This is a genomic window from Streptomyces sp. NPDC047315, from assembly GCF_040643215.1.
In the GTDB taxonomy this organism is placed as follows: Bacteria; Actinomycetota; Actinomycetes; order Streptomycetales; family Streptomycetaceae; genus Streptomyces.
This window is the reverse complement of record NZ_JBEYTZ010000004.1, coordinates 18,633-31,292: the sequence shown is the minus strand read 5'-3', so window position 1 is coordinate 31,292 and position 12,660 is coordinate 18,633. Positions and strand designations below refer to the sequence as shown.

Below are 12,660 nucleotides of genomic sequence, written 5' to 3'. Positions count from 1 at the left end.
CCCGACGCTTTCGGTTTCGATGACGATCACACTAGGAGCACCCAGTGACACTCGCCCGAGCCTGTGGATAACCTCGCCCCCGGCAGCGCCGACCGGACGGGCGGACAGCCTTTCGAGCCGGTTACCTTCGGTGCATGGAAGGTACGACCAGCACACCCACCGGCCCCGCCGCCCGAGGCCCGCATTCGTATGACAAGAACACCTATGGTGAAGGGGCCTACCACCACGACGCCTACGACGACGCGGCCACCGCCCGCTTCGCGCCCGAACCCGACAAGCGCCCCGGCCGCACCGCCTTCCAGCGCGACCGCGCCCGCGTGCTGCACTCCGCCGCGCTGCGCCGGCTCGCCGGCAAGACCCAGGTGGTCACCCCCGGCACCCGCAACGAAGCCTGGGACGCCAGCCCCCGCACCCGGCTCACCCACTCCCTCGAATGCGCCCAGGTCGGCCGGGAACTCGGCGCCGCGCTCGGCTGCGACCCCGATCTCGTCGAGGCCGCCTGCCTCGCCCACGACCTCGGCCACCCGCCCTTCGGACACAACGGCGAAGTCGCGCTCAACGAGGTCGCCGAAGGCTGCGGAGGCTTCGAGGGCAACGCCCAGTCGCTGCGCCTGCTGACCCGGATCGAGCCCAAGCGCTTCACCCACACGGCCGCCGGCGACCCGGTCAGCGTCGGCCTCAACCTCACCCGCGCCGCCCTCGACGCCGCCACCAAGTACCCCTGGCCCCGCGGCGGCCACCCCACCGACCCGACGTCCGTGAAGTTCGGGGTGTACGAGGACGACCTGCCCGTCTTCGCCTGGGTGCGCGAGGGCGCGCCCGAGCACCGCAGGTGCTTCGAGGCCCAGGTCATGGACTGGTCCGACGACGTCGCTTACTCCGTTCACGACTTCGAGGACGGCCTGCACGCCGGCCACATCGACCCCGCGCTGCTGCTCGCCGAACCCGAGCGCGCCGAGATCTGGCGGGTCGCCGTCGGCCGCTACGTACCCGACGACGCCGACCCCGAGGAGCTGGCCGCCGCCCTGGACCGCCTCATCGCACAGGAGTGGTGGCCCCACCAGTACGACGGCTCCGCCGTGGCACAGGCCCGCCTCAAGGACGCCACCAGCCAGCTCATCGGCCGCTTCTGCCTGGCCGCCGAGAGCGCCACCCGCAGCGCCTACGGCACCGGACGACTCACCCGCTACGCCGCCGAGCTGGTCGTCCCCCGCGCCACCCGGTACGAGTGCGCGGTGCTCAAGGCCGTCGCCCATCGCTACGTGATGCAGCGCGCCGAACAAAAGACGCTCCGGGCCGATCAGCGGATCCTGCTCGCCGAACTCGCCGAGGCGATCACCAGCCGCGCACCGGACAGCCTCGACCCCCAGTTCCGCGCACTGTTCCTCGCCGCCGCGGACGACCGGGCGCGCGGTCGGGTGATTGTGGATCAGATCGCGTCGCTCACCGACGCCTCCGCCCGCACCCTCCACGCCCAGCTCACGGCGCGCCGCTGAGCCCCTACGGGGCTCGTGAGCGGCGGCTGGGACGAGACACGCCAGACGCACTCCCTCTTCCGCCATCACGCTGCGTGCGGGACGCTCGCTGGAGGCTGCGCAGCATGGAACGGGACAGGCGCCGCAGAAGCACGAAGGAGGCATCAAGTGGTCGACGGGCATCGCACATTCGTCATCGTCGGCGGTGGTCTCGCCGGGGCCAAGGCCGCCGAGACCCTGCGTGCCGAGGGATTCACCGGACGCGTGATCCTCATCGGCGACGAAGGCGAGCACCCCTACGAACGGCCTCCGCTGTCCAAGGGATACCTCCAGGGCAAGGAGAGCCGCGACAGCGTCTTCGTCCACGAGCCCGGCTGGTACGCCCAGGCCGACGTGGAGCTCCACCTGGGGCAGAGCGTCGTCGCCGTCGATCGCGCGGGCAAGTCCGTACGCCTCGGCGACGGCACCGTCCTGCACTACGACAAGCTGCTGCTGGCCACCGGCGCGGAGCCCCGGCGCCTGGACATCCCCGGCACCGGCCTCGCCGGCGTCCACCACCTGCGCCGGCTCGCCCACGCCGAGCGGCTGCGGCAGGTGCTCACCGCACTCGGCCGGGAGAACGGCCAACTCGTCATCGCCGGCGCGGGCTGGATCGGCCTGGAGGTCGCCGCCGCGGCCCGCGGATACGGCGCCGAGGTCACCGTCGTCGAGCCCGAGCCCACCGCCCTGCACCAGGTCATCGGCCCGGAACTGGGCGCGATCTTCACCGAACTCCACCGCGACCACGGGGTCCGCTTCCACTTCGGCGCCCGCCTCACCGAGATCACCGGCCAGGACGGCATGGTGCTCGCCGTCCGCACCGACGACGGCGAGGAGCACCCCGCGCACGCCGTCCTCGCCGCCATCGGCGCCGCCCCGCGCACCGGGCTCGCCGAAGCCGCCGGCCTCGCGCTCGCCGACCGGGCGAAGGGCGGCGGCATCGCCGTCGACGCCTCCCTGCGCACCTCCGACCCCGACGTCTACGCAGCGGGCGACGTCGCCTCGGCCCACCACCCCCTCCTCGACACCGCGCTGCGCGTCGAGCACTGGGCGAACGCCCTCAACGGCGGTCCGGCCGCCGCCCGCGCCATGCTCGGCCAGGAAGTGTCGTACGACCGCGTCCCGTACTTCTTCTCCGACCAGTACGACCTCGGCATGGAGTACTCGGGCTGGGCGCCGGCCGGCTCGTACGACCAGGTCGTGCTGCGCGGGGACGCCGGCCGGCGCGAGTTCATCGCGTTCTGGCTGAAGGACCGGCGCGTACTGGCCGGCATGAACGTGAACGTGTGGGACGTGACGGAGCAGGTCCAGGCGCTGATCCGGTCCGGGGCACCGGTGGACCCCGAGGCCCTGAGCGACCCGTCCGTACCCCTGACCGCGCTCGTCGAACAGCCCACCCCCTGACGCCACCCGCGAACGGGCCGATCCGGCAGCGAACGGGGTCGGGAGCGAGGTTATCCACAGGCCCGCGGGAGGGCCGCCGGGAAACCGTAGACTTCACGCGTGGCAGGCAGGATCAACGATGACGACGTCAAGGCGGTAAGGGACGCGGTCCCGATCGATGCCGTCGTGTCCGAGTACCTCCAGCTGCGTAACGCTGGCGGCGGCAATCTGAAGGGGCTCTGCCCCTTCCACGACGAGAAGTCGCCGTCCTTCCAGGTCAGCCCCAGCAAGGGACTCTTCCACTGCTTCGGCTGCCAGGAAGGCGGCGACACGATCGCCTTCGTCATGAAGATCGACCACCTCACCTTCTCCGAGACGGTCGAGCGACTGGCGGCCCGCGCGGGCATCACCCTGCGCTACGAGGAGGGTGGATACAACCCGAGCCATCAGCGCGGCGAACGCATCCGCCTGGTGGAGGCCCACAAGATCGCGGCGCAGTTCTACGTCGACCAGTTGGAGAACGGCGCCGAAGCCGAGACGGGCCGCGCCTTCCTCGCCGAGCGCGGCTTCGACCACTCCGCGGCCCAGCACTTCGGCGTCGGCTACAGCCCCCAGGGCTGGGACCACCTCACCCGCTTCCTGCGCGGCAAGGGCTTCAGCGACAAGGAACTGGTGCTCTCCGGGCTCTCCCAGGACGGCCGCCGCGGCCCGATCGACCGCTTCCGCGGCCGACTGATGTGGCCCATCCGGGACATCTCCGGCGACGTCGTCGGCTTCGGCGCCCGCAAGCTCTACGACAGCGACAACGGCCCCAAGTACCTGAACACCCCCGAGACGGCCATCTACAAGAAGTCCCAGGTCCTCTACGGCATCGACCTGGCCAAGAAGGAGATCGCCAAGTCCAGCCGCGCCGTGGTCGTCGAGGGGTACACCGACGTGATGGCGTGCCACCTCGCCGGCGTGACGACCGCCATCGCCACCTGCGGCACCGCCTTCGGCGGCGACCACATCAAGATCCTCCGCCGCCTCCTGATGGACAACGCCACCGCCGAGGTGATCTTCACCTTCGACGGTGACGCGGCCGGCCAGAAGGCCGCCCTGCGCGCCTTCGAGGACGACCAGAAGTTCGCCGCGGAGACCTCCATCGCGATCACCCCCGGCGGCATGGACCCCTGCGAGCTGCGGCTCGCCGACGGGGACGACGCCGTGCGGGGCCTGGTCGACAGCCGTACGCCCCTGTTCGAGTTCGCCCTCCAGCACGTCGTCCGCCGCCACAATCTGGAGACTCCCGCGGGCCGGGCCGCCGCCCTCGACGAGGCCGCCCCCATCGTCGCCGGCATCAAGAACATCGCGATCCAGCACGAGTCGGCCGTACAACTCGCGGGCATGGTCGGCATCCTCGACACCCAGTTCGTGGTCAAGCGGGTCGCCCAGCTCGCCCGTTGGGCCCGGGACCGCGGTGGCCGCGGCCCGGCATCCCCCGCCCGCCCCGACGGATCCCGGGCCGCCGCGCGCGCCGGACAGGCGCAGGCGCAGGCCGTCGTGGCGCCGCCCGCGCCGGGCGGCCCCGCCCTGAATCTGCGCAGCCCCGCCCACCGCACCGAGCGCGAACTGCTGAAGCTCGCCCTGCAACACCCCGAGCTGGTCTCCCCGACCTTCGACGCCTACGGGGTGGACGAGTTCACCGCCCCGCCGTACGCGGTGGTGCGCCAGACGATCGCCGAAGCCGGCGGCGCCGAGCAGGGCGTGACGGACTCCGCCGGCTATCTGGCCCGCGTCCGCGACGCCGCGTCCGACGACACCGTGCGCGCCCTGGTGACGGAGCTGGCCGTGGAGGCGGTGCACTGCCGCACCGTCGACGAGACGTACGCCGGTGTCCAGCTCGTCCAGGTCCGGCTCCGTGCGGTCGACCGCCGCATCGCCGAGGTCCAGGGCACCCTCGCCCGCCTCGGCCAGCACGCGGACGCCGAGCAGTACGCCGCCGTGCAGAACGAGCTGTGGGTGCTCCAGCAGTACGGCCGGTCCCTGCGGAACCACGGCGCGGCGGCCCTCTGACCGCCCGGCCGCCCGGCCGAGGCACCCGCCCGCGGCCGTCCCGGTGCGCCATGGAGCGTAACCACTCGGTCACGGATCGGACTCAAAAAACCACCGCACGCCCCTCGTGGTGGGGATGTGCCGTACCCCACACTGGGGGCGGTGCCTGAGTCCTCGGAGCGCGGCCGGCCCACCCCCGGTGGGCCAACCATCCCCGCGGATCCGCTCATCGTGTACGGGACGGACAGCGGCCAGGCCGCAACCGTCCCGCTGCCGCATGCCCTCGAACCGGCAGCGATCACCCTGGAGGTCGCCCCCGTGCAGACCCAGACCCTGACCGAGACGGAGGCCGCTTCGGCGCCGGTGCCGGCGTCCGCGCCGGTGGCCGACGCCATCGCGGCCGTCCCCGCCCAGAGCCCGCCCCCGCAACACCCCGAGACGATGCCGCAGGCACTCGTCGACGTGCTCCCCGCAGATGCGCGCACCGACGCGCCCGCCCACGCACCCGGCGCCGAAGCCGGTCCCCAGGCGGAACCGGAGGCAGAACCGGAGCCGGAGGCGCCGGAACCGGAGCCCGCGCCCGCCGCCCGCCGCGCCGAGACCAGCGGCCCGTCCTCGGACCTGTTCCGTCAGTACCTGCGTGAGATCGGTCGGATCCCGCTGCTCACGGCGGCCGAGGAGGTCGAGTTGGCCCGCCGCGTGGAGGCGGGCCTCTTCGCCGAGGAGAAGCTGAGCAACACCCCCGACATCAACAACTCCCAACTCGCCGTCGACCTCGACCGGCTGGTCGTCATGGGGCGGATGGCCAAGCGCCGACTGATCGAAGCCAACCTCCGGCTGGTCGTCTCGGTCGCCAAACGCTACGTCGGCCGCGGCCTGACCATGCTCGACCTCGTCCAAGAGGGCAACCTCGGCCTGATCAGAGCGGTGGAGAAGTTCGACTACGCCCGCGGCTACAAGTTCTCCACGTACGCGACCTGGTGGATCCGGCAGGCCATGTCCCGGGCCCTCGCCGACCAGGCGCGCACCATCCGCGTCCCGGTCCACGTGGTGGAACTGATCAACCGCGTGGTGCGCGTCCAGCGCCGCATGCTCCAGGAGCGCGGCCAAGAACCGACGCCCGACGAGGTCGCCGTCCAGCTCGACCTCTCGCCCGAGCGCGTCAGCGAGGTGCTGCGGCTCGCCCAGGAGCCGGTGTCGCTGCACGCGCCGGTGGGAGAGGAGGACGACGTCGCCCTCGGCGACCTGATCGAGGACGGCGACGCGGCCTCGCCGGTGGAGTCGGCCGCCTTCCTGCTGCTGCGCGAGCACCTGGAGGCGGTCCTCTCCACCCTCGGCGAGCGCGAACGGAAGGTGGTCCAGCTGCGGTACGGGCTGGTCGACGGCCGGCCGCGGACCCTTGAGGAGATAGGCCGGATCTTCGGCGTCACCCGGGAGCGGATACGCCAGATCGAGTCCAAGACCCTCAACAAGCTCCGCGACCACGCCTTCGCCGACCAGCTCCGCGGCTACCTGGACTGACCGGCCCCGAGGGCCGGGCCCCGGCGTCCCGGCTACTCCACCTCCGCGACCGCGTGCGCGAACTGCGCCGAGTACAGCCGGGCGTACGCCCCGTTCGCCGTCAGCAGTTCGTCGTGCGTGCCCTGCTCCACGATCGAGCCGTTCTCCATCACCAGGATCACGTCCGCGTCCCTGATGGTGGAGAGCCGGTGCGCGATGACGAAGCTCGTGCGCCCGTGGGCGAGCCGCGCCATGGCCTTCTGGATCAGCACCTCCGTACGGGTGTCGACCGAGCTGGTCGCCTCGTCGAGCACCAGGATCACCGGGTCGGACAGGAAGGCGCGCGCGATGGTGATCAGCTGCTTCTCACCCGCGCTCACCCCCGCGCCCTCGTCGTCGATCACGGTGTCGTAGCCGCTCGGCAGCGTACGGATGAAGCGGTCGGCGTGCGCCGCCCGCGCGGCCTCCTCGACCTCCTCGCGCGTGACCTCCCGGGACGCGCCGTACGCGATGTTGTCCGCGATGGTGCCGCCGAAGAGCCAGGTGTCCTGGAGGACCATGCCGATCCCCGAACGCAGCTCGTCCCGCGGCATCTTCGCGATGTCGACGCCGTCGAGGGTGATCCGGCCGCCCGTGACCTCGTAGAACCGCATCAGCAGATTGACCAGGGTGGTCTTGCCGGCGCCCGTGGGGCCGACGATGGCCACGGTGTGCCCGGGATCCACGTCCAACGAGAGGTTCTCGATCAGCGGCTTGTCCGGCTCGTAGCGGAAGGCGACCTCCTCCAACGAGACGTGCCCGAGCGGACGCTTGAAGCCCTCGCCCACGGGAAGCGCACCCGCCTTCAAGCCCGCACCCGCCTTCAAGCCCGCCTTCGAGCCCGGTCCGGTCTTCGAGCCCGCGCCCGCGCCCGCCTTCGGACCCGCGCCCTTCTCCATACCCACGGCCACGGCGTCCGGCTCCTGCTCCTCCGCGTCCAGCAGCTCGAAGACCCGCTCGGCCGACGCCACGCCCGACTGCACCAGGTTCGCCATCGAGGCCACCTGCGTCAGCGGCATCGAGAACTGCCGCGAGTACTGGATGAACGCCTGGACGTCACCGATCGACAGCGACCCGGACGCCACCCGCAGCCCGCCCACCACGGCGACGAGCACGTAGTTCAGATTGGAGACGAAGAACATCAGCGGCTGCATCACACCGCTGTTGAACTGCGCCTTGAATCCGGCCTCGTACAGCGCGTCGTTCTGCTCGGCGAAGTCCCGGGCCGACTCCTCCTGCCGCCCGAAGACCTTCACCAGCGTGTGCCCGGTGTACATCTCCTCGATGTGGCCGTTGAGCCGGCCCGTCGACTGCCACTGCTGGACGAAGTGCGGCTGCGAACGCTTGCCGACCTTCGCCGCCACGACGATCGACAGCGGCACCGTCACCAGCGCGACCAGCGCCAGCAGCGGCGAGACCCAGAACATCATCGCCAGCACCCCGACGATGGTGAGCAGCGAGTTGATCAGCTGCCCCATCGTCTGTTGCAGGGTCTGCGCGATGTTGTCGATGTCGTTCGTCACCCGGCTGAGCACCTCACCGCGCTTGGCCCGGTCGAAGTACGACAGCGGCAGCCGCTCCAGCTTCGCCTGGACGTCCTCGCGCATCCGGTACACGGCGCGGTTGATCGCCTTGATCGAACACCGGCTCGCGACCAGCGCCAACAGCCCGGAGGCCAGGAACAGCACCAGCGCCAGCAGCAGCGCCTGGCCCACGGCGGTGAAGTCGATGCCCTGGCCGGGGGTGAAGGCCACCCCGGAGAGCATGTCGGCGAGCCCGCCGTCCCCCTCGCGCCGCAGCCCCTCGACGGCCTCGGCCTTGGTGAGGTCCTCGGACATGCCCTGTCCGACGACCCCGGCGAAGATCACGTCGGTGGCGTGACCGAGGACCAGCGGCCCCACGACCGACAGGCCCACGCTCAGCACCGCCGCCGCCGTCATCACCCACAGCAGCGCCCGGTCCGGCGCCAACTGCCGCAGCAGCCGCTTGCCGGACCCCTTGAAGTCCATCGACCGCTCGCCGTTGTTGGCCATCATCATGCGCGGCCCGCTCATGCGGCCTCAGCCTCCGTCAGCTGCGAGAGGACGATCTCCCGGTACGTGTCGTTGTCCTGCATCAGCTCATGGTGGCTTCCGACGCCCACGACCCGCCCCTCGTCCAGGACCACGATCCGGTCCGCGTCCCTGATCGTGGCCACCCGCTGGGCCACGATCACCACCGTCGCCTCGGCGGTCTCGCTCGTCAGCGCCGCGCGCAGCGCCGCGTCCGTGGCGTAGTCGAGCGCCGAGAACGAGTCGTCGAAGAGGTAGATCTCCGGGCGCTGCACCAGCGTGCGCGCGATGGCGAGCCGCTGCCGCTGGCCGCCGGAGACGTTGGTGCCGCCCTGGGCGATCGCCGCGTTCAGACCGTTCTCCAGGTCGCGTACGAAATCGGCCGCCTGCGCCACTTCCAGCGCGTGCCACAGCTCCTCGTCGCTCGCGTCCGGCCGGCCGTACCGAAGGTTGGTGGCGACGGTGCCGGAGAAGAGGTACGGCTTCTGGGGCACGAGTCCCACGGTGCGGGCGGTCAGCGCGGTGTCGAGGGCGCGCACGTCCACGCCGCCGACGAGCACCTGGCCGTCGGTGGCGTCGAAGAGCCTCGGCACCAGTCCGAGCAGGGTGGACTTGCCGCTGCCCGTGGAGCCGATGATCGCGGTCGTCTCGCCCGGCCGCGCGGTCAGGGAGACGTCGCGCAGTACGGACTCCTCCGCGCCGGGGTAGCGGAACTCCACGTTCCGTACTTCCAGGTGGCCGTGGCGCACCAGTTCGGTGACGGGCCGGACCGGGGGCGCCACGCTGGACTCGGTGGCCAGCACCTCCTCGATCCGCTCGGCGCACACCTCGGCGCGCGGCACCATCATGAACATGAAGGTGGCCATCATCACGGCCATCACGATCTGCATCAGATATGCGAGGAAGGCGGTCAGCGCGCCGATCTGGATGGCGCCGCTGTCGATCCGCTGGGCGCCGAACCAGACCACGGCGACGGACGACACGTTCACGACCGTCATCACGGTGGGGAACATCAGTGCCATCAGTCGGCCGGTGGCCATCGAGACGTCCGTCAGCTCGGTGTTCTCCTTGCGGAAGCGCTCCCGCTCGTACCCGTCGCGGACGAAGGCCCGGATGACGCGGTTGCCGGTGATCTGCTCGCGCAGCACCCGGTTCACCGTGTCCACGCGCTCCTGCATGGTCCGGAACAGCGGGCGCATCCTGATGACGATCAAGGTGACCGAGATGCCGAGCACCGGTACGACGGCGAGCAGCACGGCGGAGAGCGTGACGTCCTGCCCGAGGGCCATCGCGATGCCGCCGACGCACATGATGGGTGCGGACACCAGCAGGGTGAACGCCATCAGCACCAGCATCTGCACCTGCTGGACGTCGTTGGTCGTCCGGGTGATCAGCGAGGGTGCCCCGAAGTGCCCGACCTCGCGGGCGGAGAAGCTCTGCACCCGGTCGAAGATCCCGGCGCGGATGTCGCGCCCGATCGCGGCTGCGGTGCGCGCTCCGTAGTAGACGGCACCGATGTTTCCCAGCACCTGAACCAGGCTGATGCCGATCATCACGGCACCGAGCTGGAGGATGAGGCCCGTGTCGCCCTTGACCACGCCGTCGTCGATGATGTCGGCGTTCAGGGTGGGCAGATAGAGGGTGGCGCTGGTCTGGAGGAGCTGAAGCACCACCAATAGGACGATCTGGACTTTGTACGGGCGCACATACGTCCGTAGCAGGCGTATCAGCACGTGCTTGTCTCTCGGAGTCGGCGAGGGCGGGTGCCCGAAGGTCGTGGGCGACATCGACCTCGACCCGACACGATGACCTGACGGATCCGGTACGGGCGACGCCCCGACCCAGTTTGCGTCACCGCCGCGCGGAACCCCAGGTGAATTCTGCCAAGGCAGGGTCAAGACGGCGTGCTGAACGGGCACCGGGAGCGAAAACGCACCCCGACTTCCGGACGCAGTGCACCCGGACTCCGTTTGACCACGGGAGACGCCGGGCAGCGCCCGGCGGTGCCCCGGGAGGAGGAGCTCAGCCGGTGGCGACTATCACCGAACAATCCCGGTCGGACCTGGCGCCGCTCACGGCACCGGCCCGACCCGACCCGGTGCCCATCAGGGAACCAGCCCGACCAGGCCCGGGTCGCCGCCCGGCAGCCCGTGCCCGTACGACCCCGGCACCGGCCCGAACGCCCCCGGGTGGAGCTGGTCGCGCGTCGCACCGTACTGCTGGCGCACCGCATGCCCGACCGGCCCGTCCTCGCCCGGCTCCAGCACCTCCATCACCGGCGGGTGCCACAGCGGCGGAGCCGTGGGGGACAGGGACCCCTGCGAGACCCCGAGCGCCCAGGCCGCCTGCCGTGCCGCGCCGATCGCGGTGTAGTCCGCGGGCTGCGGCACGACGACCTGCGCCCCGAAGATCGCCGGCGCGGCCGACCGCACGGCGGGCAGGTCCGCGCTCGCACCCAGCAAGAAGACCCGGCGCACCGCGACCCCCCGCCCCCGCAGCACGTCCAGCGCGTCCGCGAGGGAGCACAGCATCCCCTCGAACGCGGCGCGCGCCAGGTGCTCCGGCCGCATCGACTCCCGGCGTAGCCCGCTGAGCGTGCCCGCGGTGTGCGGCAGGTGCGGGGTGCGCTCGCCCTCCAGGTACGGCAGGAACACCAGCCCCGACGCCCCCGGCGTGGACGTCATCGCCAGCTCCGACAGCGCTTCCAGGTCGGCGACCCCCAGCATCTCCGCCGCGCCGCGCAGCACCCGCACCGCGTTGAGCGTGTGGACGACCGGCAGGTGCATGCCGGTGGCGTCGGCGTACGAGGTGATCATCCCGCTCGGGTCGGTCAGCGCCTCGTGGTGCACGGCCATCACGGACCCGGAGGCGCCCAGCGACACCACCGCGTCGCCGGGGCCGACGCCCAGCCCGAGGGCCGCGGCCATGGTCTCGCCGGTGCCCGCGGAGATCAGCAGCCCCTCGGGCGTGGTCCCGGCGGACTCGGCGGGACCCAGCACGTCCGGCAGCGCGCACGGCCGACCGAGCGCCAGCTCGACGAGGTCGGGCCGGTAGGCGCCGGAGGCGGCCGACCAGTACCCGGTGGACGAGGCGCCGCCGCGGTCGGTGGTGCGCCGCGCCGGCCGTCCCAGCAGCTGCCACACCAGCCAGTCGTGCGGCTGGAGCACGGCCGCGACCTGCTGCGCGGCCTCCGGCTCGGAACGGGCCAGCCACCGCAGCTTCGCCACGGGCAGCGAGGACTGCGGCACGGAGCCGACGGCCTCGGCCCAGGCGTGCCGCCCGCCGAGCGCGTCGACCAGGTCGGCCGCGGCGACCTGCGCCCGCCGGTCGTTGCCGACCAGCGCGGCCCGCACCGGCGCGCCGTGTTCGTCGAGCGGTACGAGTCCGTGCTGCTGCGCGGAGACCCCGATCGCCTGCACGCCGTCCAGCAGCCCGGACCCGGCGGCCTCGCCGAGCGAGAGCAGCCAGGACTGCGGGTCGACCTCGGTGGACTTCGGGTCCACGGGGTGCTGGGCGTACCCCTGCCGCAGTACGGCACCGGTGTCCGCGTCACAGACGATGATCCGAGTGAAGGCGGACGAGCTGTCCAAGCCGGCGACTATCCCCATGGGCATGGATTGTGCCGCACGCCCGGACCGCGGGTGTCACAAGCCGCCGGTTCCGCCCTCGGCCCCGTGGTCTCCCGACCCCGTGGCCCGTCGGCCCCTCGGTCCCCTGGGGCTACGTATTGCTCGTGCCCCAGTCGTCCTCTCCGTTGCCCGTGCGCTCCCGCAGCGTGCGGACGCGCGCGGCGACGGACTCGGGCACGTGCTCCCCGACCTTGTCGCTCACCACGTGGAACGCCCGCCCGGCCACCTGCCGGCCGTTGTGCGCCGCGGCCTCGGCGGCGTTGCGCACCGCCGGGTTCTGGGAGAACTCGCGGACCGACTTCTTCATCTGCTCGTAGCGTTCGCGGCCCGCACGCGTGCCGATCACGTAGCCGATGGCCAGCCCGACGACGAACGTGAGCTTGTACCGCATGGGTCTGCCACCCTTCCCTGATGTACCTCGGTGCCCGCCCGCCTACCCGGGCCGGACCGTGATCACCCGGGACCCTACCGATTGGCGGAGCACCCCCCTGCTTGCGCTAATGTATGTGT

8 protein-coding genes are annotated in these 12,660 nt (G+C 71.7%); 4 read left to right on the top strand and 4 right to left on the bottom strand.

Annotated features, from left to right (window positions below):
• The first annotated feature begins 134 nt into the window (after positions 1-134).
• From ABZ842_RS05265 to ABZ842_RS05250, 4 genes are all read left to right on the top strand, one after another.
• Positions 135-1,496 (top strand): deoxyguanosinetriphosphate triphosphohydrolase, encoded by a 1,362-nt coding sequence (locus ABZ842_RS05265; RefSeq protein WP_361531926.1) that lies wholly within the window; start codon positions 135-137, stop codon positions 1,494-1,496.
• Between the two features lie 147 nt (positions 1,497-1,643).
• Positions 1,644-2,918, top strand: a complete 1,275-nt coding sequence (locus ABZ842_RS05260) for an FAD-dependent oxidoreductase (protein WP_361531923.1) — start codon at positions 1,644-1,646, stop codon at positions 2,916-2,918.
• A gap of 99 nt (positions 2,919-3,017) precedes the next feature.
• Positions 3,018-4,952 (top strand): DNA primase, encoded by a 1,935-nt coding sequence (gene dnaG, locus ABZ842_RS05255; RefSeq protein WP_361531920.1) that lies wholly within the window; start codon positions 3,018-3,020, stop codon positions 4,950-4,952.
• A 141-nt stretch (positions 4,953-5,093) separates the two neighbouring features.
• Positions 5,094-6,452 (top strand): RNA polymerase sigma factor, encoded by a 1,359-nt coding sequence (locus tag ABZ842_RS05250; protein ID WP_361531917.1) that lies wholly within the window; start codon positions 5,094-5,096, stop codon positions 6,450-6,452.
• Between the two features lie 32 nt (positions 6,453-6,484).
• Here ABZ842_RS05250 and ABZ842_RS05245 read toward each other — a convergent pair whose 3' ends face one another.
• From ABZ842_RS05245 to ABZ842_RS05230, 4 genes are all read right to left on the bottom strand, one after another.
• Entirely contained in the window at positions 6,485-8,524 is a 2,040-nt protein-coding gene (locus ABZ842_RS05245; protein ID WP_361531914.1) for an ABC transporter ATP-binding protein, read from the bottom strand.
• Positions 8,521-10,254: an ABC transporter ATP-binding protein gene (locus tag ABZ842_RS05240; protein WP_361531911.1), complete on the bottom strand. Its 1,734-nt coding sequence runs from the start codon at positions 10,252-10,254 to the stop codon at positions 8,521-8,523. Before ABZ842_RS05240 ends, ABZ842_RS05245 begins: the two co-directional genes overlap by 4 nt.
• A 372-nt stretch (positions 10,255-10,626) precedes the next feature.
• Entirely contained in the window at positions 10,627-12,129 is a 1,503-nt protein-coding gene (locus tag ABZ842_RS05235) for an FGGY family carbohydrate kinase (protein WP_361531908.1), read from the bottom strand.
• A gap of 112 nt (positions 12,130-12,241) precedes the next feature.
• Positions 12,242-12,541, bottom strand: coding sequence for a YtxH domain-containing protein (locus ABZ842_RS05230; protein WP_361531905.1), 300 nt, complete (start codon positions 12,539-12,541; stop codon positions 12,242-12,244).
• Positions 12,542-12,660 lie beyond the last annotated feature (119 nt).